13 protein-coding genes are annotated in these 24335 nt (G+C 65.8%); 9 read left to right on the plus strand and 4 right to left on the minus strand.

Annotation, left to right across the window (positions count from 1 at the left end):
- Positions 1 to 11 precede the first annotated feature (11 nt).
- Positions 12 to 734 (plus strand): SDR family oxidoreductase, encoded by a 723-nt coding sequence (locus AC1DRD_RS15660; protein ID WP_478042065.1) that lies wholly within the window; start codon positions 12 to 14, stop codon positions 732 to 734.
- Positions 735 to 902: 168 nt separating this feature from the next.
- On the opposite strand, the gene AC1DRD_RS15665 is transcribed toward AC1DRD_RS15660, so the two are convergent.
- On the minus strand, positions 903 to 1706 hold the full coding sequence (locus AC1DRD_RS15665) for a FadR/GntR family transcriptional regulator (RefSeq protein WP_478042066.1): 804 nt from the start codon (positions 1704 to 1706) through the stop codon (positions 903 to 905).
- Between the two features lie 200 nt (positions 1707 to 1906).
- Here AC1DRD_RS15665 and AC1DRD_RS15670 point away from each other — a divergent pair, with 200 nt between their 5' ends.
- Positions 1907 to 2968, plus strand: coding sequence for a glycoside hydrolase family protein (locus AC1DRD_RS15670; protein ID WP_478042067.1), 1062 nt, complete (start codon positions 1907 to 1909; stop codon positions 2966 to 2968).
- Between the two features lie 9 nt (positions 2969 to 2977).
- Here AC1DRD_RS15670 and AC1DRD_RS15675 read toward each other — a convergent pair whose 3' ends face one another.
- Positions 2978 to 7051: a glycosyl hydrolase gene (locus AC1DRD_RS15675; RefSeq protein WP_478042068.1), complete on the minus strand. Its 4074-nt coding sequence runs from the start codon at positions 7049 to 7051 to the stop codon at positions 2978 to 2980.
- Positions 7052 to 7200: 149 nt separating this feature from the next.
- Between AC1DRD_RS15675 and AC1DRD_RS15680 the strand changes: the two genes are divergently transcribed.
- Entirely contained in the window at positions 7201 to 8802 is a 1602-nt protein-coding gene (locus AC1DRD_RS15680; RefSeq protein WP_478042069.1) for an alpha-L-fucosidase, read from the plus strand.
- 70 nt (positions 8803 to 8872) lie between these two features.
- Entirely contained in the window at positions 8873 to 11113 is a 2241-nt protein-coding gene (locus AC1DRD_RS15685; RefSeq protein ID WP_478042070.1) for a hypothetical protein, read from the plus strand.
- Positions 11114 to 11354: 241 nt separating this feature from the next.
- Here AC1DRD_RS15685 and AC1DRD_RS15690 read toward each other — a convergent pair whose 3' ends face one another.
- Both AC1DRD_RS15690 and AC1DRD_RS15695 read right to left on the minus strand, forming a co-directional pair.
- Entirely contained in the window at positions 11355 to 12554 is a 1200-nt protein-coding gene (locus AC1DRD_RS15690; protein ID WP_478042071.1) for an SGNH/GDSL hydrolase family protein, read from the minus strand.
- On the minus strand, positions 12554 to 14647 hold the full coding sequence (locus AC1DRD_RS15695; RefSeq protein WP_478042072.1) for a beta-galactosidase: 2094 nt from the start codon (positions 14645 to 14647) through the stop codon (positions 12554 to 12556). The genes AC1DRD_RS15690 and AC1DRD_RS15695 overlap by 1 nt, the downstream gene beginning before the upstream one ends.
- A 199-nt stretch (positions 14648 to 14846) precedes the next feature.
- Here AC1DRD_RS15695 and AC1DRD_RS15700 point away from each other — a divergent pair, with 199 nt between their 5' ends.
- The 5 genes from AC1DRD_RS15700 (at position 14847) to AC1DRD_RS15720 (ending at position 24254) form a co-directional block, all read left to right on the plus strand.
- Entirely contained in the window at positions 14847 to 18890 is a 4044-nt protein-coding gene (locus AC1DRD_RS15700; protein WP_478042073.1) for a glycosyl hydrolase, read from the plus strand.
- Positions 18891 to 19019: 129 nt separating this feature from the next.
- The gene (locus tag AC1DRD_RS15705; protein ID WP_478042074.1) at positions 19020 to 19781 is read left to right on the plus strand and encodes a FadR/GntR family transcriptional regulator; all 762 of its coding nucleotides are present in this window, start codon (positions 19020 to 19022) and stop codon (positions 19779 to 19781) included.
- A gap of 110 nt (positions 19782 to 19891) precedes the next feature.
- Complete coding sequence (locus AC1DRD_RS15710; protein ID WP_478042075.1) at positions 19892 to 21715, plus strand: beta-L-arabinofuranosidase domain-containing protein; 1824 nt, start codon at positions 19892 to 19894, stop codon at positions 21713 to 21715.
- On the plus strand, positions 21715 to 22983 hold the full coding sequence (locus AC1DRD_RS15715) for a ribulose-bisphosphate carboxylase large subunit family protein (RefSeq protein ID WP_478042076.1): 1269 nt from the start codon (positions 21715 to 21717) through the stop codon (positions 22981 to 22983). Before AC1DRD_RS15710 ends, AC1DRD_RS15715 begins: the two co-directional genes overlap by 1 nt.
- Positions 22980 to 24254: a four-carbon acid sugar kinase family protein gene (locus tag AC1DRD_RS15720; RefSeq protein ID WP_478042077.1), complete on the plus strand. Its 1275-nt coding sequence runs from the start codon at positions 22980 to 22982 to the stop codon at positions 24252 to 24254. The genes AC1DRD_RS15715 and AC1DRD_RS15720 overlap by 4 nt, the downstream gene beginning before the upstream one ends.
- The last annotated feature ends 81 nt before the right edge of the window (positions 24255 to 24335 follow it).

The following is a 24335-nucleotide window of genomic DNA, read 5'->3' on the forward strand; positions in this document are numbered from 1 at the left end:
GGACCAAGACGTTGATCGACCTGACTGGAAAGACCGCCCTTGTCACCGCTGCCGCACAAGGCATTGGCCGCGCCTCGGTGCTGGCACTTGCCGCCGCGGGCGCGCGTGTCATTGCCACCGACGCCAACGAAGCGGGGCTGGACGGCTTGGCCGGCGAGCGGATCGAGACGCGCCGGCTTGACGTGCTCGACCCCGAAGCGGTCGCGGCGCTTGGCGACGAGACGATCGACATCCTGTTCAATTGCGCGGGCGTCGTCCACGGCGGAACCGTGCTCGAGACGAGCGATGCCGATCTCGATTTCGCATGGCGGCTCAACGTCATCGCGATGACGCGGACCTGCCAGGCGGTTCTGCCCGGCATGGTCGAGCGCGGCGGCGGCGCGATCATCAACATGTCGTCGGTGGCGTCGAGCGTGAAGGGAGTGCCCAACCGCTTCGCCTATACCGTGACCAAGGCGGCGGTGGTTGGGCTGACCAAGTCGATCGCGGCCGATTTCGTCGGCAATAACATCCGCGTCACTGCGATCTGTCCGGGCACGGTCGAGACACCGTCATTGCACGATCGTCTGTCCGCCGGCGGCGATTATGACGGCGCGCGCGCCGCCTTCATTGCGCGCCAGCCGATCGGCCGGATCGGCGCGCCCGAGGAAATCGCCGATCTGGTCGTCTATCTCGCCGGCGCTACCTACACGACGGGCCAGGTGCAGATTATCGACGGCGGTTGGACGATCTGAGGCGAGTCTTGTCCCCTCCCTGCAAGGGAGGGGATTAAGGGATGGGTGAGCGTCAACGAGGCTCGATGCCTCGTCGATGCTGTCTTGCCGATCAGCTGGTTTTTTTTGGGCGCGCAGACGCGCGCACCCACCCCCAGCCCCTCCCTTGCAGGGAGGGGAGCTCCCAGGTCAGGTCACCAGCGCGCCGTCCACGCCCCTGACACCGCGGACAATCACTGCGTCCATCGCCGCTGCGGCGGCCTGGGGATCGCGCGCTTCGATCGCGTCGACGATGCGTTCGTGCTTGCGCACTACCGTTTCGTGCTGAGCGAGGTCGCGGACCGGCGAACTCAGCGTGAAGGATTCGACCAGAGCGGTCTCGATCACCGCCGATAGCGCGCGCATCAGCATGTTGCCCGATGCGGCCCCGATCGCGCGGTGGAATTCGAGGTCGGCCTCGGCGAAATGTCGCCGGCTGTCGGTCGCGGCACGCATATCGGCGATGCAACGGCGGAGCTGCGCGATGACCTCGCGGTCGGCATGCCCGGCGGCGAGCGCGGCCGCGCGCGGCTCGATCGCTCGCCGGATCTCGGCGAGGTCGTTGCTCAATTTCTCGTCGAACCCCTGTGCCACCTTCCACGACAGCACATCGGCGTCGAACAGGTTCCAATGGGTCTCGTCGAGCACCTTGGTGCCGACCCGCGACTTGGAGGCGATCAGGCCCTTGGCGGTCAGCGTCTTGAGCGCCTCGCGCAATACGGTGCGCGAGATGCCGAACCGCTCGAGCACATCGGCCTCGTGCGGCAATCGCGTGCCCGGCGGATAAACGCCCGACATGATCTCGATGCCCAAAGCGCGGGCGACCTGATCGTGGTTCGATCGCGCCTTGCGGTTGAATTTGTGGAAGCTGATCTCGGCTTCCATCGGGGTCGCCGGCCTGCGCCGAGCGGTAGAGCGAATGGTGCCCGGCTCGCGTATTTCGCGGTCAGCCATCGGCTAAGGTCCGGAAGTGGATAGCGTTCGTCCCCATGTTCTTTTCCCCGCCCAACTATGACGCCGGTCACGCATAAAGCAACCGCGCGCGCCGCCAGAAAACGACAATTAATATGACAAATGACTTGGCCCCAATTGAGCAGGACGATAGCGTGATTTCGCAATGGCCGGGCGTAAGCCGGCGACGCAGGAGCAGGACAATGGAGAGGGCCGAGTTCGACCGCCGGGGCATCCTCGGCATGGCGGCGGGCGCCGCCGGCGCGCTGGCGCTTCCCGGCTTCGCGCGCGCCGCCACCGATCCGGCCGCCGATTATCGCACGCCGTACAAATATCCGAAGCTGATCCTGGGCGGATCAGGTGTCGCCGGAGAATTCGACGCCAAATCCGTCGATTGTCCGTTCGTCTTCTCGGCCAATGACAAATTCTATCTGACCTATGTCGGCTTCGACGGCGACGGCTATCAGACCGGCATCTGCGAATCGACCGACCTGCTCCATTGGACGCGCAAGGGCGTGATCCTCTCGCGCGATTCCAATGATCCGGTCACTCGCTACAATATCGCCTCCGCCTCGATCCTGCGCGAAAACGAGCTCCAGTCGCCAGCGCGGCTGGTCAAGGTCGGCGGGCGTTACCTTGCCGCCTGGCACGCTTATCCCGGCGCAGGATATGAGCAGGGCGCGGCGGTGATCGGGCTCGCCTGGAGCGACGATTTTCTCCGCTGGCAACGCGGGCCGGTGATCCTGCGGCCGGAGGACGGCGCCGAGTGGGAACGCGGCGGGCTCTACAAGCCGTACCTGATCAAGGAAGGCGACACTTTCTATCTCTACTACAACGCCAAGACGACGGGTACGCCGTGGTTCGAGCAGACCGGGCTCGCCACCTCGAAGGATCTCAAGACCTGGACGCGTCACCCCGGCAATCCGCTGATCCGCAACGGGCCCAATGGCGCTCCGGACGCGCGCTTCGCGAGCGACCCAGTAGTGGTGAAGCATCGTGGCGAGTGGGGGATGTTCTATTTCGGCCGCGCCAATGACGGCCCGTGTCGCGAGTTGCTTGCGCTCGGGCGCACGCCGACAAGGTTCGAGAAAGTCGACGAGGTGCTGCTCGACATCGGCGCGCCGGGCTCGATCGACGAGAAATTCGCCCACAAACCCGCCGTGATCTATCACGACGGCGCTCTCTATCACTTCTATTGCGCGGTCAGCGGCAAATGGCCCAACGACACACGCGGCCTGGCCGTGGCGCGATCCAAACCCTGGTAGACGTCGCGCTCAGCTCAAGCGGATGAACCGCGCGCTGCGTAGCAGGACGGGTCCGAGCAGGCCGGATTCGAGCAGCGGCGAGTCCGCCGAATAATGTTTCCAGGTGGTGAAGGCGACCCGTTGGCCGGATGGTTTGGGACGGCCGTCGCGATACCAATCGGGTAGCCGCTCGATCCCGCCATCCCAGCCGAACGCATTGACCGTGTAGGCGTTCTCCGGCGGAAAGTGTTCGTCTCCGATCAGGCGGTTGGGCCAAAGGTTGGTGACGTGCACTTCGAGCAGATTGTCGCCGGCGCGCACGGCATCCGTCACATCGACGCGGAAGGGCGGCTTCCACAGCGCGCCCAGGGGTTTGCCGTTGACCACGACGCGCGCAATCACCTCGACGCGGCCGAGATCGATATACAGACGCCGGTCGCTACCCAGCGCCGAAGCCGGAACCGCGAACCGCGTCCGCCAGGTCGCCGTGCCCGAAAAGTGCCGAACCCCGAAATCGGCATGGCGATGCAGCGACGCGAGGCGGTCGAGGGTGATCGCCGCGGGCGTGCCGAGGCCGGGCGGGAAGGAGACTTGCCATGGACCGGTAAGACCGACGGGCGAGGGGATCGTGCCGGAGTCGATCTGCCGGTCGCCCAGGCTGTAACCTCCCGGCTCCCAGAGGAGCAGGCCACTCGCCACGACTTCAACCGCGGGCGGCGGGGCGGGAGCAGGGGGCTGTTCGGCGGCGAGGCGGCCGATCGCCGATTGATCGAGCACCGCGCGATGGAGCGTCAGCCCGGCGCTGTCTCCTTCGAACAATCGCGGCTGGTTGATCGTCGCGTTGAGCAGCGCGTGGAGCCGTGCCTTGATCGGTATGCCGGTCGCGACGGGCTTCCCGTCGAGGAACAAGGCGGTGCGGCCATTGTCGGCGGTCAGCGCAAGGTGCGTCCATCCAGCGATCGGTGTCGGCGTGGCCAGAACCGCGCGATAGCTGTCGCCTTCATTGGCATAGGCGATGACGCCGTTGCGGCCGGCGGAAAGCGCTAGGGTGGCGTTGCCCGCGCCGTAGATCGTTTTGCCGGCGGGTGGATCGATCAGGAAGCTGGCGCCGGCGATCCCCAGCGTCTCCACGTTCCCACCGCGGGCGAGCGCGACGGCGCGTCCGGCCGCCAGTCTGGGTTCGGGGTTGGGCACGGCCATGTCGGGACTGATCGGCCACAGTTCGACCTCGGGCTTGATCCAGGCCGAGATCGTGAAGCGTCCCTCGGCCTCATCGCGCGGCGCAGCGGGATAGGCGGCAGTCCGCAGCACTTCGGTCGCCGGTCCGCGCAGCGCGAGGGCGCCCGACGCGGTGCTCGGCTTGCGGAAGACGACGAAGCACGAGCCTGCCTCGTCGAGCCGAAGGGCAACGCGGATATGGCCGTCAGCCTGTTCGTACACCGGCAGGGAATGGGTCTCCCCGGTCATCGGGTCCCAGCATTCGGGCTGGCGCCCGGCAATGCGGAAAGTTGCGACCAGATCCTCGGGACGCCGCCGCGCGTTGGACATGAAATAGATTTCCGCATCGGCGGTGCGGCGATGGATCCAGTGGATCTTGGCGTCGTTGGCGCGGGTCGAGATCGCGACGTCCGCCGCGAACCCCGCCTCAGCCAGCACCCGCTCAAGCGACACGCCCCAGAAAACGCGTCCCTTGCCGCAGGCGCGCGATGTCCGCGTCTTGCCGTCGAGGTCGCCCCACAAGCCGCTTGCCAGCCGTTTCACCTCGGCATCGCTGTTCGGATAGTCGTGCAGCCCGTGCGAGCGTTCGACCCGCGCGCCGACCAGCCACATGCCCGCTCGGACCAGGTCGTCGATCCTGGCCAATGTTTCGCGCGTGATGCGCGGGTCGTCGGGCATCACCAGCAACCTGTAGCGCATGCCGTCGGGCAGCACGATGTGATTGCCCTCGATCCGCGCGCGTTCGTGCAGCACATCGGCGCCGCACACATCGTAATCGTGCCCCGCCGGGACCGAATGCGGCAGCCTGGGCCGCGGGCCCGACAAGGTGGCCGCGATCGGCTCCTCGATATCGACCGGGCATTGCACCGGAGAATTCTCGCCCGTGAAGAACAGGATATCGGCGACGAAATTGCCCGAGGACAGCATGTGCTGACAGCGCGTGGCATAGCTCAGCCAAGGGCGTGCTTCCTCGAACCAGGTATTGGTCCGGTCGAAATGGAATCCCCAGGGGCCCATCGTCATCCCCGGTCGCGCGGTCGGGTGCGGCTGCTGGGCATAGCGGTGGAACACGAAATGGTTGAGGCCGAGCGCGTACATTTCGTCGCCCAGACCCTTCATCGCATAGGGATGCTCCTGCCAGCGCGACTGCGCCGGGCGGCCGGTGAACGACTCGGCGCCGACAAAGGTCTTGCCCTGGACGTGCGCCGTAGTCGCGGCGACCTTGACTGAATAAGCGGCGGCACCGCCGCGCACCCAGAATTCGCCCATCAGACTGTCGACCTTGGCGCCCGGACGCTGGTCGTCGAACGGGCCGTTGCCATAGGGTTCGGTGAAGGACAGCAATCCGTGCTGGCGGCACAGATCGTGGAAGCGGCCGTAATAAAGGTCTTCCATCAGGATCGCCTGAAGGCGGCGCATGTCCCACAAAAAGCGTTCGGTCGTCTCAGGGTCGCCCACCAGCCGGCCGGTCAGTGCGGGCATGTATCTGGTCAGCGCATAGCCGCGCCGTGCCTCAAACTCGCGCGGCATGGCCGCGGTCCAATTCTGCATGCCGACTTCGTAACTGTCGATCAGCACGCCCGCGAGCTGGCGCCGGCCGAGCCGCTCGAGCGCGGGGAGCAATTCGCGAAAATAGGCGTCGAAATGGAAGTCGAGCGCGGCGGCACTGAACTTGTCGCATTCCAGCCCGATGCCCGCGGTCGCGGCGGAAACGTTGCGCGCGCCCGTCGCGGTATGGCCGAAGCGGAGGATGGTCCAGGCGCCTTTGGGTGGCGTCCAGCGCAACCGGCCGTCGGCATCCATAAAGCGACTGAGGTCGATCACCTGTGCCGGATCGATCGTGGCGCCCTGGTCAGACGCATCGGGCGTCTCGCCGATATTGGCATAGCGCCCCCAGCCGCCTTTGGCGCCGATGTCCGCGACGCGCGGATCGGTCGACAGGCGGAGTTCCGAGAGGCGGCAGGCGGCCGGTACACCCAACCGGTAAAAGCGCGCCGCGGTCTCCGCGAAATTGGCGACGATCGGCGGCGTGGTGTGGACGCGCCATGTCGGTACCGGCGCATGGGCGAGCCGACGCCAAGTCCTGCCGTCATCCGACGCCTCGAGCGTGAAGGCGGCCGAAGGCGAGAAATTGGCGTTGTCCTCCGGCGCCGCCGCCTGCAGCAGCATCGAGCGAGCGCGGTAGGGCGCGGCGAACTCGACCACGATTTGTGATGGCGAGTCTCCCGGTTTGACGTCGAACGCGGTCGACCCGTCGCCATCGGTGATCAGCCGGACGTCGGCAGACGTGCCGTTGAGCGTCGCGCGGACGATCTGGCCGCGCGCGGCGGCGCGGTCGCCCGAGAGCGCCGGATAAGCGATCACCATCGCGTCGCGATAATGATCGAGCCGGGTGAACGGGCGCGGCAGGACGCGGTCGATCGGAGCGCCGTCATCAACCATTATTTCGCTCCACACGAGTTGCTGCATCCCGCGCTCGGGCGTGATCCACGGGCCGCCGCTCGACGACCAGCCGGGGCAATTGTGCAGGACGAGTGTCAGCCCCAGCCGACCGCATTCGTCGGCGGCGTGACGGATCATCTTCACCCATTCGGCGCTCAGCGTCTTGGCCGGCCCCTGCGGAATACCGCAGCCGACATCGAACATGTGGACGCCGCCGACTCCCACCCGCGCCAGCGCCTCGAGATCTAGCGTGATCCCCTCGGCGGTGACGTTGCCGTTCATCCAATGCCACCAGGTGTGCGGGCGCGCATCAGGGCCAGGCGATCGGAATTGATCGAGCAAGGCGTCGTCGCTCGCGGCCTCGCTCATTTCGGGCCAGCTCAGCGTGACCGCGAAGCTGCCCGCGGCGGCGCCCGCCAGGAATTCGCGACGTCCGAGTCCCATAATCCTCTCCCGCCCATCGTTGGCGCTTGAACGTCGAATAATGTAATATGATACGATAATAAAGCTTGATCGGCCCGGGCGCGGTGATTTAGATCACGAGCCTTGGCGACGGGCATCAGCCGCGCGCTTTGACCGGGAGAGAGAGAGCGATGGCCACGCTGATCAAGAGCATCGCGCGCGGAGCGGCAATGTGCGCCGCACTGGCACTGGCGGCCTCTTCCGCGTCGGCCGAAATCCCGGGCTATCAGGCCAGGCTCGCCACCAAATTGACCAACGTCAAAACGGGAATCGCGAAGGGACCGTTCAAGGCCGATTGGGATTCGCTGCGCGCCGGCTATCGCACCCCGGATTGGTTCCGCGACGCCAAGTTCGGCATCTTCATCCATTGGGGGGTCTATTCGGTCCCGGCCTTCGCCAACGAATGGTATTCGCGCAACATGTACGTGCCGGGCAACGCCGCCTACGAGCACCAGGTCGCGACTTATGGCCCGCAATCGAAGTTCGGCTACAAGGACTTCATTCCCCAGTTCAAGGCGGAGAAGTTCGATCCCGCCGCCTGGGTCCAGCTCTTTTCCGACGCCGGCGCGCGCTACGTCGTGCCGGTCGCCGAACATTGCGACGGCTTCGCGATGTACCAGTCCGATTTGACCGAATGGGATGCCGCGGAGATGGGCCCGCATCGCGATGTGGTCGGCCTGATCGCCAAAGCGGCGCGCGCCCGCGGCATGCATTTCGGCCTGTCCTCGCACCGCGCCGAGCATTGGTGGTGGTATTATATGGGCCGCACGTTCGATTCCGACGTGAACGATCCGAAATATGCCGGCCTCTACGGCCCCGCCGCGCCGATGGGCCTGCCCGCTGACGGCCCGACCAATTGGCCCGACGGCAACCAGCTCCAGGAATGGCTGCCGCCGAGCAAGGCGTTCATGGACGACTGGATGGGGCGCACGTCGGAGCTGATCGACAAATATCATCCCGAGTTGATTTATTTCGACTGGTGGACCGCCGCGCCGATGTTCGAATCGCGGATGCGCGATACCGCAGCATACTATTACAACCGCAGCGCGAGCTGGGGGGCGCCGGGGATCATCGCCTATAAAGGCGGCCAGTTCGCCGAGGGCAGTGCCCTGTTCGACATGGAACGCGGCAAGACCGATCAGCTCAGGCTGACGCCGTGGCAGTCGGACACGTCGGTCAGCCTGAAAAGCTGGGGCTATGCCAGGAACGACAGCTATCGCACCCCGCAATCTCTAGTCGCCGACCTGATCGATATCGTCAGCAAGAACGGCAATCTGCTGCTCAATGTCGGCCCCAGGTCCGACGGCACCATTCCCGAAGAGATCGTCTCGGTGCTCAAGGGAATGGGCGGCTGGCTCAAGGTCAATGGCGAGGCGATCTACGGCACGCGCCCGTTCAAATATTTCGGCGAGGGGCCGACCAAATCGGGCCAGGTCCGGGTCGGCGGCCAGGTCGAGCAGTCGGCGATCAAGGGTTTCACGGCGCAGGACATCCGTTTCACCACCAAGGGCAACGCCGTTTACGCGCTTGGGCTGGCGCGGCCGTCGGACGGGAAGGTGCTGATCAAGACTCTCTATGCCGGAACCCCTTATCTCGATGCGCCGATCAGGAGCATCGAACTGCTCGATGGCGGCAAGATCAGCTGGCAGCAGACGCCGCAGGGGCTGAAGGTGAGCCTGCCCCTCGCAGTCGACGGGTCCTTCCCCTACGCGCTGCGTATTCGAACGCATTGATCACCGACTGAACGGCGGCCGGCACCGGGCCGGCCGCCGTACGCCATATCGACGAGCAACGGGGGCTGTGATGGACAAGCGAGCGCGACTGGTACGCTGGAGCCGCTGGGCGGCGATCGCCGCGGCATTGCTGGGCGCGAGCGCGGTCGGTGCGCAGTCCGACACGCCGGCGCTCCAGCCCTTTACCGTCGATCACGAGGTGCGGGTCGATTCCTCCGCCGATGCGCGCTTCGTCCATGACGGTCCCGCTGGCAGCCACGGTTTCATCCGCGTCCAGGACGGGCACCTCTATCGCGGTGACGGCAAGCGCTTCCGCTGCTGGGGCTTCAACATGACCGGCTGGGCCAAGGGCTCGGCCGAGCTTCCCGATCATAAGGCGGCGGAGGTCTACGCCGCGGCGCTGGCGCGGATCGGCGTCAATTGCGTGCGGCTGCATTTTCTCGACCGGCCCGACACCGCGCTGCCTATTCGCAACGAAGGCGCCGCTATCTCGCCGACCGCGGGACCCTTCACGCATCCGCCGCGCGGCCTGATCCGCGGCGACCTGCCCGACAGCCAGCATTTCAATCCCGATCAGCTCGACCGGCTCGATTACTGGATCGCCGAGCTCAAGAAGAACGGCATCTATGCCGACTTCAACCTCAATGTCGGGCGCGTGTTCAAATTGGGCGACAAGGTTCCCGACGTCGACCTGATCAACAACGCCAAGGCCTTCACCTATTTCGGGCCCGAGCTGGTGGCGCTGCAAAAGGACTACGCCAAACAGCTGCTCGGCCATCGCAACCCCTATACCGGGCTGCGCTATGCCGACGATCCGGCGGTGGCGCTGGTCGAGGTCGTCAACGAAAATTCGCTGCTCGAATTCTGGGCGCGGAACTGGCTGCGCGGCGAGCGGACCAAGGACGGTCCCAACTACCAGCTCGACATGACGCCGCATTACGAAGCGCTGCTGGTCAGGATGTACAACGACTGGCTGGCGAAGAACCGCAAGCCCGCCGAGATTGCCGAACTGCACCGGATGGCGGGGGTCGCCGACGGCCAGCCGGTGCCGTTCATGCGCCGCGGCGATCATCCCGACGCGCCGCGGCTGCGGCTCGATGCCGAGATCGCCTTCCTCACCTCGGTCGAGGTCGATTTCCACGCCGAGATGAAGCGCTTCCTCAAGGACGAGGTCGGGGTGAAGGTGCCGATCATCCCGATGGCCGACCACACCTATTTCATGGCCAATCAGCCGCTGCTGCGCACCTTGATCAAGTCCGACATCGTCGACGCGCATGTCTATTGGCAGCACCCGGCAATTTACGGCCAGCGCAACCAGCCGATGGTCAATTCGCCCGAACTGTCCACCATCCTCAAGCTCGCGCGCAGTGCGGTGGCGGGGAAACCGTTCACGGTCAGCGAGGTCAACCAGCCATTCCCGACCGATTACGGCGCCGAGATGATTCCGATCCTGGCCTCTTATGCCTCGCTACAGGATTGGGACGCGGTATTCTTCTACACGTTCGAGACCAAGGTCGCGGGTGAGTGGACGCCGATGATCACCGACCATTTCGACATGACGCTCGATCCGGTGGCGATGGCGCAAATGCCGGTCGGTGCGATGATCTTCCTGCGCGGCGACGTGTCGGCGGCGAAAACGATGCTGACACGGTCTTATTCGACCGACCAGATCAGCGAGGCGGCGCGGCTGCCGCGCGCGGCGATGCCCTATTACACGCCGGGTTTCGATGTCCGCATTCCGCTGGTCCACGGCTCGCGTGTGTCGTGTCTCGACTGCAAGCCCAGCCTGCCAGCGCCGCTCGGACCGATGAACCCGATCGTCTCGGATACCGGCGAGCTCAGCTGGTTGACCGACGGTGGCAAGAACGGCCTGGTCAGTGTCAACAGCCCGCGCAGCCAGGCATTGGTCGGCTTCGTCAGCGCCAACAACATAGAGACGCGCAACCTGTCGGCGCAGATCCGCAACCGCTTTGCGGTGATCACCTTGTCGTCGCTCGACGGCAAGCCGCTCAACCTGTCCAATCGCATCCTGCTGACCACCACCGGCCGTGTCGAGAATAGCGGCCAGAAATGGGATGATCGGGGATCGAATCTGACCGTCTGGGGCACCGCGCCGACCTTGATCGAACCGATCACCGGCTGGGTCACGCTCAAGGATCTCGAAGGCGCAATCGGCGTGTTCGCGCAGCCGCTCGATGGCTCGGCGCGCCCGATCGGCAAGGAGATATCGGGCAAGATGATCGAGCCCGGCTGGGAGATCCCGATCGGCAGTCCGGCGACGACCAGCTATTTGATCCGGGTTGAACGCTGATGCCTGGACCGCTTTGGCCTCAAAAGCTCGCTTATTCGCGTCCCTACCTAATCGTCATGCCGGGCTTGTCCCGGCATCCACCGTGCAACAACGCCTCAACTCGGTTGTGGAAGAGTGGTGTTCAAAGCGAAATCGTGTCCCCCGGACACGATTTTGGCCTGCCGGGGGCAGGCCAAAGCTTGAACACGGCACAAGGCCGGGGTGACGAAGTAATTGAAAGTCGGCGTCGGTAGCCGACCGCTTACCGGCAGCCCTGACCCACAATCACCGGCAGTGCGGTCTTCGCCATCCGTGCATAGCCGGCGTCGTTCGGATGCAGATGGTCGCCAATCTGCTCCGCCAGCCGCATCACGGTCGGCTTTCCGGGTTCGCCCATCGCCGCATCGAAGTCGATCACGCCATCGAACCTTTTGGCGTTCGCCCGGATCCACGCATTGACCGTCGCACGCCTTTGCTCACCCGCGGCGTCGGCATAGGCCGCGCCTTCATACGGCAGCAGCGTCCCGACGATCACCTTGAGCCCGCGTGCCTTCGCGCGCGCCAGCATCTGCTCGTACGCCGCGATCAGATTGGCGGCGGGAGGCTGCCAATCCTTGGGGTCGCGCACCTTGCCGATGTCGTTGATCCCTTCGAGGATCACGACATGGGTGGCGTTGGGCACCGCGAGCACGTCGCGGTCGAAGCGCGACAGTGCATCGGGTCCTCGGCCCATGCTGAGCAGGCGGTTGCCGCTAATCCCTTCATTGGCGATCGCCCAGCACCGCCCGCGCGGACTGGCGGCGAGCAGGCGACCGAGCTGGTCGGGCCAGCTCATCGCCTTCGATGCGCCCGCGCCCTCGGTGATCGAATCGCCGAAGGTGACCAGAACGCGCGTCGCGGCCGGGCTGGAGACCTCCAATCCGCTGACCACGCCCGGGGCTCGCGCGTGCTGCGGATTGGTCAGTGTGAGCGCGGTAGTTGCGTTCCCTGGAGCCACGTCGACCATCTGCGCATGGGCGGGCGGCGCCGCTTCCTCCGGATAATAGACCGTGATGGCGAGCCGCTCGCCGGCCGTGACCGGATAGTCGATCGGGTCGGACAGCATCGGCGCGCGGATCGGGATGATCGTATCGGGCGTGCCCGAGAAGGTCAGCGAGCGCAGGCTGCCCGCGACCGGTCTGTCCTGCGCGTCGAGCCGCACGACCGACACCGCGCCGATGCGCAGCGGGACGTCCGACAGCTCGTTCGAGAAGCGTACGCGGATCGCCCGACCAGCGATCCCGGCACGGAGATCCTGGCGGACGCTCTCGTCCTTGAATGGACGGCCGAGCGCTTCCTTGATCTTGGGCTCATAGCCGATCGGCGGCGCGGCCCAGCCGGGCACCCAGCGCTCCGGCGTTCCGGCAGCGGCGACGGCGAGCAGGCCGATCAGCGGCAAGGCGAGGGTAAGGCCAGGTTTCATCATTTTCCTCCGCGAGCGATTTCGAACAAGGCCACGCCATGCGCAGCAATCTGGCCGCCGGCCCAGTCCCCTCCAGCCGGCGAGGCACCGGCGGGCAGGGCGACCGGATGCGCGACATTACCGTGGTTGATGACGATGAGTAGGCGTTTGCCTGCCCCGGCGCGCTCGGCGATCTCGAGGTCGGGATCGGCGCCCGTGACGATCGGCGCGATCTTGGCGTCGCCGAGCAGGTTGGCGGCAAGCTTCGCCATCGTCGCGGCATTGAGCCAGGCGCCGACATAAGTGATGCTGCCGCGGCCGACCGTACGCGTGACGATCGCCGGCTTGCCGTCTAGCCAACCGCCGGCGTCGCGATAGGTCGCCAGGGTGCGGACGTCGCGCGCGACCGGCGTCAGCGCCTCGGCCCAGATCGAGGCCTTGCCCTCCATGCTGCCGGCAATGCCCACATCCTGGTCGAGCGCATAGAATTGCTCGACCCGCGCGCCGAGCAGATCGACCAGCGGCCCCGGCTGGCGCTGAGGCCACAAAGCATTGGCATCGTCCTTCATGCCGGATCGCGGCCCGAGCACGAGATGCCCACCGGCTCGGACATAGCTGTCGAGCGCCTTGGCCTGATCTTCGGTCAACACGTTGAGATTGGGCGCCACGACCAACGAATAGCGCGACAGATCGGCCTCCGCCGACACGATCGCCACGCCCTGCGACTGCACGCGCAATGGGCGATAGAAGTCGGTGAACGCCTTGACCGGGTCGAAGTCGCGATGATGGCGCTGCAGGTCGATCGCCCAGCGGCTGTCATAAGAGAAGATCATCGCGACGCGCGCGGCCGGTACGGTATCGGCGAGCAACGGAGCCGCCTTGGTCAGCTCGTTTGCGGTCTTGGCGATTTCCGGCTGGATCGGGTTGGGCTCGCCGTCCTGCCCGAGGATCGCGCCGTGATAGGTTTCCTGGCCGTTGGCGGCCGGGCGCCATTGCCAGTAGAGCACCGCGTCGGCGCCATGCGCGACTGCTTGCCACGCCATTTCGCGCACCTGACCGGGATCGAGCGCGCGGTTGACCGGGACCCAGTCGACGCGCCCGGGCTGCGTTTCCATCAACCAGAAATTGCGCTGCTTATAGCCGCGGACGAGGTCGTGATTGGCGCCGTTCGCCACCCAATTGGGACGTCCGTCGGGAATGTAATTGTCCCATGCCGCGATATCGAGGTCGCGATGCATGGCGAAATGGTCGAAGCCCGCATTCCAGAACATCGTGTTGGTGGTGACGAACATGCGCGGATCGATCAGCGGGCGGATCGCCTGCGCCTGATTCTGGACGTAGTCGATCCAGGTCGCGGTGGTGAAATGCTTGAAATCGAGCAACAGGGCCGGGTTCTGCTGGCCGGTGGCATGGAGCGGCACCTGCTCGAAATCGTTGTAATATTGGCTCCAATATTGGGTCGCCCAGCGCTTGTTCAGCACGTCGATCGAGCCGTAGCGCGCCTTGAGGAATGTATGCCAGGCGGCCACCGCTTCATCGTCGAACGAGGGCGGGCCGATCTCATTGTCGATCTGCCAGCCGACCAATGCGGGATTGTGGCCGTAACGTTTCGCCATCTCGGTCGCGATCCGGCGGCTGAAGTCGCGATAGCGCTTGCTCGCGAACGAGAATTGTCGGCGTGCGCCATGGCCGGCCCGCGCGCCATTCTCGTCGACGCGCAAAACGTCGGGATATTTCTGGGTCAGCCAGGCCGGCGGCGCCGCGGTTGGGGTGCCAAGTACAACCATCATGCCGTGATGCGCGGCCGCCGCGATCGCGCGATCGAGCCAGGCGAAATCGAAGCGGCCCTCCTCGGGCTCCATCCGGCTCCAGGCGAACTCGCCGATGCGCACGGTGTTGAACCCGGTCGCCTTCATCATCGCGAGATCGACGTCCCAGCGCGCCTCGGACCATTGCTCGGGATACCAGGCAGTGCCGACCGCGATCGCCGGGCGGGTCGCGAAGGCGGTCGCGCGTTCGGGGAAGGGGATCGACGCTTGCGGCGGTGCCGACAAGGCCGGTGCGCCTGTCACCAGCGTCGCGGTCAGCAAGGCTATGATTCCGCGAATCGCCATCCCATCCCTTTGATATTGTCTATCTATTATTGCTGCCACACCAGCAAGGCGATGCGACGGAGATCATCCTAGCCAAATCATGGCCTTGCGCCAAATAATATGTTTATATGATGTTTGAACGATCCCGCAGCAGGGGATCGCGGCAATCGGGAGAGGACCGGGAATGACTGGAATCGGGCGATTCGCGGCTGGGTGCGCCATGGCGGCGCTGGCAGGCGCGGCCTGGGCAAAAGATGCGCCGGTGTCCGCGCCGGCGCCTGCAGCCAAGCCGGCCGATCCCGATCCGGCGACCTTCCGCAATCCGCCGGCGGATGCCCGGCCCAACACGCTCTATTTCTGGATGAACGGCAACGTCTCCAGGGAAGGGATCGATGCCGATCTCACGGCCATGCGCGACGCCGGGCTTGGTGGCGCGATGATGTTCGACGGCAGCAGTGACGTGCCCAAGGGGTCGGTCGATTATCTCAGCCCGCAATGGCTCGACCTGATGACGCACATGATGGAGCGGGCCAAGGCGCTGGGGCTCAAGGTCGGGCTGCATAATGCGCCAGGCTGGTCGTCGTCGGGCGGGCCGTGGATTACGCCCGACCGCTCGATGCAGCAGATCGTCTGGAACGAAACGACGATTGCCGGCGGCAAGCCCGTCGCGGTCAAGCTCCCGCAACCCTACACGAAGAAGGATTTCTATAGGGACGCGGCGGTGCTCGCCTTCCCGGCGAGTGACGGCGATGAGAGCATCTACCGCGATACGGTTGCCTCGATGCGCGCGGCGGGGCCGGTTGCGACAGCCGGCCTGACCGATCGCGACCTGCATACCTCGGTCGAGATCGCGCCTGACACGCCGCTGGTGATCGAAATGAAGACCCCGTTCACCGCGCAGGCCGTGACGCTTTATGGGGACGTGGATGCGCACGCCTTCAGCGCGACGATCGAGGCGTCCGACGACGGAACGCGCTGGAACAAGGTCGGCGAGGTCGCCGCGCCGGTGCAGCACGAGCGCGGCATCGAAGCGCCAGGGAGCATCAATTTTCCTGCCGTCACTGCGCGCTATTTCCGTATCACGCCCAAGGGTGAGCTCAGGCTCGCCGAAGCCCTGTTCTATGCTACGCCGCGGATCGACGATTGGGGCAATAAGGGCGAGCATCTGTTCCACATGCTGCCGACGGTCGAGACGCGTCCGTCCGACCTGATGGCGCGCTACGCGATCGACCCCAGCAAGATCGTCGACGTCACCGCAAGCGTCGATGCGTCGGGCACGTTACGTTGGACGCCGCCGCCGGGGCGCTGGACGATCCTGCGCTTCGGACACACCACGACCGGGCATCTCAACGTCTCCGCGTCGGATTCGGGGCGCGGGCTCGAAGTCGACAAGCTCGACGCCGCCGCCACCGATTTTCAGTTCAAGAGCAGCGTCGACCGGCTGGTCAAGGCGTCGGGGCCGCTCGCCGGCTCGACCTTCGACATGCTCGAGATCGACAGCTACGAGGCCGGGCTGCAGAATTGGACCGCCGCGCTGCCCGCCGATTTCGAGAAGCGTAACGGCTATTCGATGCTGCCCTATCTGCCGGCGTTGACCGGGCGGATCGTCGGCGATCTCGATACGTCGAACCGATTCCTGTTCGATTTCCGCCGCACGCTCGCCGACCTGATGGCCGACAATTATTACGGCCGGATGGAGGCCAATGCCAATGCGGCGGGCTTGCGATTCCATGTCGAGGGCTACGGCCCGGGCCCGTTCGACGAGCTCCAGGTATCGGGCCGCGCGCAAGTGCCGATGACCGAATTCTGGACGCGCACGCCGTGGACCGATAACCGCACGGTCAAGATGGTGTCGTCGGCGGCGCACGTCTACGGCAAGCCAGTCATCGCCGCCGAGGCGTTCACCGGCGAGGCGGAGACCAGTCGCTGGCAGGATTACCCCTATGCGATGAAGCTGCTGGGCGACCAGATGTTCGCGCAAGGGTTCAACCAGGTCTTCTTCCATCGCTACGCGCACCAGCCCGATCCCAATGCCGTGCCGGGGATGAGCATGGGGCCGTGGGGGATCAATCTCGAGCGCTCGAACACCTGGTTCGCGCAGTCGAAGCCATGGATGGAGTATCTCGCGCGCAGCCAATATCTGCTGCGCCAGGGCATTTATGTCGCCGACGTGCTTTATTTCGTCGGTGAGGAGAGCCCCAACCAAGCCGAATATGTCCGGCCCGATGTCTCGCCCGATACGAACCCGAAGATCGGGCAATATTTCGACCCGCAGATGCCGCCGGGTTACAATTACGACCTGGTCAATGCCGAGGTGCTGCTGACTCGCGCGCGCGTCGAGGACGGCGCGATCGTGCTGCCCAACGGCGCGCGCTACCGCTTGCTGGTGCTGCCGGCGGCCTTGTTGAGCATGACCCCGGCGCTGGCCGAACGCCTCCGCGCGCTGGTCGAGCAAGGCGCGACGATCCTGGGTCCCAGGCCGCAACATTCGCTGACTCTCGTCGGCAAGTCGGCGGGCGATCGCGCCTTCGACACGGCCGTCGCGGCGCTCTGGGGCAGCGACCCCGCCGCGGCGGGCGCACGCTCGGTGGGCAAGGGCAGGGTGCTTTCGGGCGCCAGCATCGGCGATGCCCTGGCTGGCATGAAGGTAGCGCCGGACGCGCAATGCCGGACCGACAGTTCGGACGGCCAATTGGTATGGCTGCATCGTCGATTGGCCGCGAGCGACATGTATTTCGTCGCCAACCGCCAGCGCCGCGCGGAAACCGTGCGCTGCACTTTCCGCGTCGGTAATGCCGTGCCGGCCTTATGGGACGCGGAGACGGGCAAGGTCGCCCGCCCGGCTCTGTTCGACAGTGGTGCAACTGCCACCACCGTCTCGTTCGACCTGTCTCCGGCCGGATCCACCTTCGTCATGCTCGATCGGAATAGCACAGCGCGCGGTATCAAATGGATCGCGCGCGACGGTCGGCGCGTCGCCGATCTCGACGCCGCGCCGGCCAAGGCCGCGCCCGCGCCCTCGGACAGTTTCACCCTCTCGCTCTGGGCCAAGCCAGACATCGATCTCCGCGTGATGCCCGACGAGAAGATCGAGGGACGGATCAACGAAACCGGCAAGAATTACCTGATCAACGCCCGCTCGGGCCGCGATCTGCACGGCGAAGGAACGGCGGTCGCCGGCCTCGCGATCGGCCGCAATGGCGCGATGGTGATCGAGCGCGTATCGCCCGATGTCGTGCCCGCCGTGCTGGTCAGCCGGACCCCGATTAGCGGCTGGACGCACGTCGCATTGGTATACGACAAGGGCGTGCCGAGCCTCTATCTCAACGGTAAGCTGGTACGCACCGGCTTGAAGAGCGGGCGCCATGTGTTTGCGGGAGGCAGCGATGCGCCATCGCCGACCGGCGTGACCTATTTCTTCGAGGGCAATGCGACTCCACTTGCCACCGTGCCGCGCGCACTGACGCCGGCCGAGATTGTCGTGGACGCCGCAAAAGGACCGCCGCTTCCGACCATCGGCGCCTCGCCTGTGACGCTGACCCGGCGCGACAACGGAAAGCTCGACGCGCTCGCCTGGCGCGGCGGCAAGTACACGACCGATAGCGGCGCCAGTTTCGCTGCCGCGGTGCCGGACCCGATCACGGTCGATGGTCCGTGGACGGTGCGGTTCCAACCGGGCAGGGGGGCGCCGGCCGCGGCCACGTTGCCGCGCCTGGAATCGCTCAGCCGCAACGCCGATGACGGCATCCGGCACTTTTCCGGCACCGCCACCTATGAACGCGAGATCACCATTCCCGCCTCGGCGCTGCGCAAGGGGCGGCGCGTCTTTCTCGACCTCGGCCGCGTCGAAGTGCTCGCGGGGGTCACGGTCAACGGCAAGGATCTCGGCGTGGTATGGAAGGAGCCGTACCGTGTCGACATCACTAATGTCGTCCATCCCGGCGCCAACACGGTGTCGGTCGCGGTCACCAACCTCTGGGTCAACCGCATGATCGCCGACGCCGCGCTGCCCGAGGAGGGCAAATATGTCGACGGCGATTGGGCAATCGGCGAGCGCGTCGGCGCTGACGGCAAGAAGACCCCGATCATGGCGCGAAAGATCACGGCTTTCCCCGATTGGTACAAAGCGGGGCGGCCAAAGCCGGCGGGCGGTCGCGTCACTTTCTCGCCCTGGACCTTCTATTCCAGGGACGAGCCGCTGGTGGATTCGGGGCTGCTCGGTCCGGTCCGCGTGGTGTTCGCCGACGAGATCGAGCTGAGGTGACCGCCATCGCGTCCTCGGCATCCGGACCCTCGTACGGCTGCCGCTTGCGCGCATCGAGTTCCGGCCCTTATTGTCATACGGTTTACGACCCCGATCGGATTTCCGGCACCGGGCGATCGGAGGAGACCAATGACGATGCAATCCCGTCCTGATTTCGGAAGGGTCGCCGACGCGACCTTGTCGAACGCGGACCAGGTCGCACGCTCGATCGGCAGCGATATCCTGTCGGGTGTCTTCGCGCCCGGGTCGAAATTGCCGTCCGAGGCCGAGATGCTGGCGCGGTTCGGCGTGTCGCGCACCGTGTTGCGCGAAGCGTTCAAGACCTTGACCGCAAAGGGTCTGATCGTTGCCCGGACGCGCGTCGGCACTACCGTGCTCGACAGCGTCCACTGGAACTTCTTCGACGCCGACATCCTGGCATGGAAGGTCGCCCAGGGACTGGATGTGGACTTCATCCGCGACATCGCCGCGATCCGCATGGCGATCGAGCCGGCGGCGGCCGAAGCGGCAGCCAACCAGGCGAGGCCCGAAGACATAAAGATTCTGCGCGGCTGCCTTGCCCGCATGGCGGAAGCGACGAGCAGCGCGAGCGACTTCGCCCATGCCGATCTCGATTTCCACAAAGCGGTCGGGTACGCCTCGGGCAACGTGTTGATGCGGTCGCTCGCGGCGGTGATCGAAACCGCTCTGCTCGCGTCGTTCCGGCTAAGCTCACCAGTGCGCGAGGCCGAGGTGCATGAAGAGAGCGTGCAGGGCCATAGTCGCATCGTCGATCTGATCGAGGCCGGCGACGGCGCCGGCGCGGCACAGGCGATGCGCGCGATCATCACCCATGGCCTCGACCGGCTTGAGCGCGCGAGTGCGCCGCGCAAGCGCAAGATAGCGAAATAGTCCTTTACTCGGCTCCGCCGCCTTGCGGCGCAAATGATACTATTATATCACAAGAGCAGGATCGGCTTGGCCGCGCTGTTCGCGGATCGCCGAGTTTTGAGAGGATTGCCATGACAGGCTTGAAAAAGGCCGAAGTCTCCCGCCGCGAATTCGTCCATTGCGTGGCGTGCGCGACCGCGGCGGCGGGATCGCTCGCCGCCTCGCCGATGGCGCTTGCTGCGCAGCAGGCGGTGTTGCGTGGCAAGGAAGCGGTGCACGAATTCCCGTACGGCGCCGTCCGTCTCACCGGCGGGCGGATCAAGCAGCATTACGACCATATCGCCGCGCATTACCTCGCGCTCGACAATGATCGCCTGCTCAAGGTGTTCCGCCAGAATGCCGGCTTGCCGGCGCCGGGCCCCGACATGGGCGGCTGGTATGACGCCGATGGCTTCGTGCCGGGTCTCGCTTTCGGCCAATATGTCTCGGGCCTTGCGCGGATCGGCGCGACCACCGGCGACAAGGCGGTTCACGCCAAGGTCGCGGCGTTGGTCGATGGTTTCGGCAAGGCGATGGTCGCTGCCAAGAACCCTTATGCCGGACCCAAGGCGCAGGAGCAGTGGGCGGCCTATGTCATGGACAAATATGTCGTCGGACTCATCGACGCCTATCGGTTGAGCGGGGTCGAGCAGGCCAAGACATTGTTGCCGATGATTATCGACAAATGCATGCCGTACATCTCGCCTATATCGCGCGACCGCGTCGGCAAGGTCGACCCGCCCTATGACGAAACCTATGTCCTGCCCGAGAATCTGTTCCACGTCGCCGACATCACCGGCGACGACAAATATCGCGCGATGGCAGTGCACTATCTGCTCAACAAGGAATGGTTCGATCCGCTCGCGGCGGGCCAGGACGTGCTGCCGACCAAACATGCCTATAGCCATACGATCGCGCTGAGCTCGGGCGGCCAGGCCTATCTCCACCTCGGCGACCCCAAATACCGCAAGGCGCTCGAGAACGCCTGGACCTTCATGGAGCCGCAGCGTTTCGCCAGCGGCGGCTGGGGCCCGGAGGAGCAGTTCGTGCCGCTCCATCAGGGCAAGCTCGCCGCCAGCCTCAAATCGTCCAAGGCGCATTTCGAGACGCCCTGTGGCAGTTTCGCTGACATGAAGCTAGCGCGCTATCTCACCCGCTTCACTGGCGCACCGGTCTATGGCGACGGGCTCGAGCGCACGCTCTACAATACGATGCTCGCGACGCGGCTGCCCGACAGCGACGGCGACTATCCTTATTATTCGAACTACGGCGGGGATGCCGAAAAGCTCTATTACCAGAAGAAATGGCCATGCTGCTCGGGCACGCTCGTCCAGGGCGTCGCCGATTACGTCCAGGGCCTCTATTTCCACGACGACAATGCGCTGATGGTCAACATGTATGCCGGCTCGGAAGTCCGCTGGGAGCGTCCCGGCGGCGCAGTCGAAGTCGTGCAGGAAACCGATTATCCGGCGACTGATCACATCCGCCTGATCGTGCGCAAGCCGGGCAATGGCCGCTTCGCGCTGAAGCTGCGCATTCCGGCCTGGACCAAGGGAGCATCGCTCCGCGTCAACGGCGCGCCGCAACCGGTTGCGCCCGGCACGCTGGCCACCGTCAGCCGCACGTGGAAGGCCGGCGACATGGTCGAACTGACGCTGCCGCAGCCGCTGCGCACCTTGCCGATCGACGACCAGAACCCGAACCTGGCGGCGGTGATGCGCGGCGCGGTGATGTATGTCGGGCTCAATCCCTGGGCCGGAATCGGCGACCAGACGATCGCCTTGCCGGCGGCACTTGAGCCGATGCCGGGGCAGACCCAGTCGTATCGCGCACATGTCGGCGGCCGCGACCTGGTGTTCGTGCCGTATTTCAACGTCGATACCGAACGCTACAACACCTATTTCAAGACCGCCTGATGACCGAGCCCCGGATCAACGCGACCTATTGGATCGAGACCGCCTTTCCGCTGCAGCAGGCAGCGGAGACGATGGCCGGCGAGCAATCGACCGGCACTTTCGTGCGCGTACCCGGCGAGACCGACGAACTGCGCGCGGCGCACGCTGCGCGGGTCGAGGATGTGATCGAGCTGGGCGAGGTCGCGGCGCCGTCGCTACCGGGCTCCGGTCTGCCCAAATCGGGCGACGCCACGCGTCGCGCCGCGCGGGTGACCTTGTCCTGGCCGGTGTCGAACATGGGGCTGTCGCTCCCCAACCTGCTGGCGACGATCAACGGCAATCTCAGCGAGCTCAAGGCGTTTTCCGGGCTGCGGCTGATCGACGTGACGCTGCCGCCCGAATTCCTTGATCGCTATCAGGGTCCGCAATTCGGTGTCGCCGGCACGCGCCGGCTGGCGGGGGTGTTCGACCGTCCGATCATCGGCACGATCATCAAGCCGAGCGTTGGCCTCTCGCCAGAGGCGACCGCCGAACAGGTTCGCGCCCTGGTCGCGGCGGGGATCGACTTCATCAAGGACGACGAGCTCCAGGCCGACGGGCCGCATTGCCCGTTCGAGGCGCGGGTCTCGGCGGTGATGCGCGTGATCAACGACCATGCCCAGCGCACCGGCAAGAAAGTCATGTACGCCGCCAATCTGACCGGCGAGATCGACGAGATGCTGGCGCGCCACGACCATGTCGTCGCGGAGGGCGGCACTTGCGTGATGGCGAGCATGAATTCGATCGGTCTGCCGGCGATGAAGGTGCTGCGGGCGCATTCCCAGCTGCCGATCCACGGGCATCGCAACGGCTGGGGCATGTTCGGCCGCTCGCCGGCGATCGGGATGAGCTATATCGCCTTCCAGAAATTGTGGCGCCTCGCCGGGATCGACCATACTCACGTCAACGGCATCGACAACAAATTCTGCGAGAGCAATGAGAGCGTCATCGCCTCGGCGCGCGAATGCCTGACGCCGATGTTCGATCCGCCGCATCCCGGCTGCGAGATCATGCCGGTCTTCTCTTCCGGCCAGTCGGCCAGGCAGGCCGCGCCGACCTTCGCCGCGCTCGGTTCGGTCGACTGCATGTTCGCGGCAGGCGGCGGGATCATGGCGCATCCGGGTGGCCCGGCAGCGGGTGTGCGCGCGCTGCGTCAGGCATGGGAAGCGGCGGTTGCGGGCGTACCGGTCGAGGACGCAGCGCGCGATGCGCCCGAACTGGCCGCGGCTTTGGGGGCCTTCGGGGGGTGACGCCACTCTACGCTTTCTATGGCGACGATTTCACCGGATCGACCGACGTCCTCGAGCAATGCGCCGAAGGCGGGGTGCCGGCCGTCTTGTTCCTGCGCGAGCCCGATGCAGCGTTGCGCGCCCGCTTTCCGGAGGCGCGGGCGATCGGCCTTGCCGGCGACAGCCGCAGTCGCTCGCCCGGATGGATGGACGACCATCTGCCGCGCGCTTTCGCCAGCCTCAGCGATGCCGCGATCGTTCATTACAAGACCTGCTCGACGTTCGATTCCAGCCCGCACACCGGCTCGATCGGGCGCGCGCTGGACCTCGGTGTTGCTGCGTTCGGCGGTCCGGCGGCGATCGTCGTCGGCGCACCACATCTTCGCCGCTATGTCGCGTTCGGCAATCTCTTCGCGGCGGCGGGAGCGGAGGTGTTCCGTATCGACCGTCACCCGACCATGTCGCGCCACCCGGTGACGCCGATGCATGAGGCGGACCTGATCCGGCATCTCGGCGACCAGACCGATGCGCGGATCGCCTCGGTGACGATCGATCGCATCCACGCTGACGAAACCGATGCGGCCTTTGCCGAGGCGGGCGACGCCGCGGGCGTCCTGTTCGACGGACTGTCGGTCGACGACCTCGTCGCGACTGGCGCGGTCCTGCTCGGCCGCAAGGTGAAATTCGCGGTGGGCAGTTCGGGAGTCACGCGCGCGCTGGTGCTGGCGTGGCGCGCAGCGGGGATCGTCACGGGCGAGCCGGACGATGTTCGCGCGCGCGCAGTCGATCGGCTGCTTGTGGTGAGCGGAAGCTGCTCACCGACGACGGCGGCGCAGATCGCGCGCAGCACGGCCGACGGCTTCGCCACGATCCGCGCCGACGTCGACGCCTTGCTGCGCGGCGAAAGTGCGGAAGAAGAGCGGCTGGTGCAGGCGGCCGGTGGCGCGCTGGGCGCGGGCGGCCGCGTGGTGATCCATTCGGCGGAAGGCCCGCTCGGAGCCGTTGCCCCTGCGGCAGGCGATCGCCTCGGCTCCGCGCTCGGCCGCGTGGCTGGAGCGGCGATCCGGCAAAGCGGGTTGCGCCGTACCTTGTTCGCCGGTGGGGATACGTCGAGCCACGGTGTTGCGCAGCTCGGCATCGACGCGTTGACCTGGGCCGCGCCGATCGAACGCGGTGCGCCGCTGGTCCGCGCACACGCCGCTGATCCGGCGATAGACGGTCTCGAACTGGTGCTGAAGGGCGGCCAGATGGGCGGCGAGGGGTTCTTCGAAGCGGTCCGTCGAGGCGGGTAGGAGCTCCTAAAGATCCTCCCCGTTTACGGGGAGGGGGACCGCCGCCGAAGGCGGTGGTGGAGGGGGACCTCCACTCAACGA

It is taken from the genome of Sphingomonas sp. P4_G2 (assembly GCF_056401155.1).

Bases quoted from the DNA above. Each gene is read 5' to 3' on its own strand.
- AC1DRD_RS15665 (WP_478042066.1), bottom strand. From the start codon at position 1,706: ATGGCTGACCGCGAAATACGCGAGCCGGGCACCATTCGCTCTACCGCT.
- AC1DRD_RS15670 (WP_478042067.1), top strand. From the start codon at position 1,907: ATGGAGAGGGCCGAGTTCGACCGCCGGGGCATCCTCGGCATGGCGGCG.
- AC1DRD_RS15675 (WP_478042068.1), bottom strand. From the start codon at position 7,051: ATGGGACTCGGACGTCGCGAATTCCTGGCGGGCGCCGCCGCGGGCAGC.
- AC1DRD_RS15680 (WP_478042069.1), top strand. From the start codon at position 7,201: ATGGCCACGCTGATCAAGAGCATCGCGCGCGGAGCGGCAATGTGCGCC.
- AC1DRD_RS15685 (WP_478042070.1), top strand. From the start codon at position 8,873: ATGGACAAGCGAGCGCGACTGGTACGCTGGAGCCGCTGGGCGGCGATC.
- AC1DRD_RS15690 (WP_478042071.1), bottom strand. From the start codon at position 12,554: ATGAAACCTGGCCTTACCCTCGCCTTGCCGCTGATCGGCCTGCTCGCC.
- AC1DRD_RS15695 (WP_478042072.1), bottom strand. From the start codon at position 14,647: ATGGCGATTCGCGGAATCATAGCCTTGCTGACCGCGACGCTGGTGACA.
- AC1DRD_RS15700 (WP_478042073.1), top strand. From the start codon at position 14,847: ATGGCGGCGCTGGCAGGCGCGGCCTGGGCAAAAGATGCGCCGGTGTCC.
- AC1DRD_RS15705 (WP_478042074.1), top strand. From the start codon at position 19,020: ATGACGATGCAATCCCGTCCTGATTTCGGAAGGGTCGCCGACGCGACC.
- AC1DRD_RS15710 (WP_478042075.1), top strand. From the start codon at position 19,892: ATGACAGGCTTGAAAAAGGCCGAAGTCTCCCGCCGCGAATTCGTCCAT.
- AC1DRD_RS15715 (WP_478042076.1), top strand. From the start codon at position 21,715: ATGACCGAGCCCCGGATCAACGCGACCTATTGGATCGAGACCGCCTTT.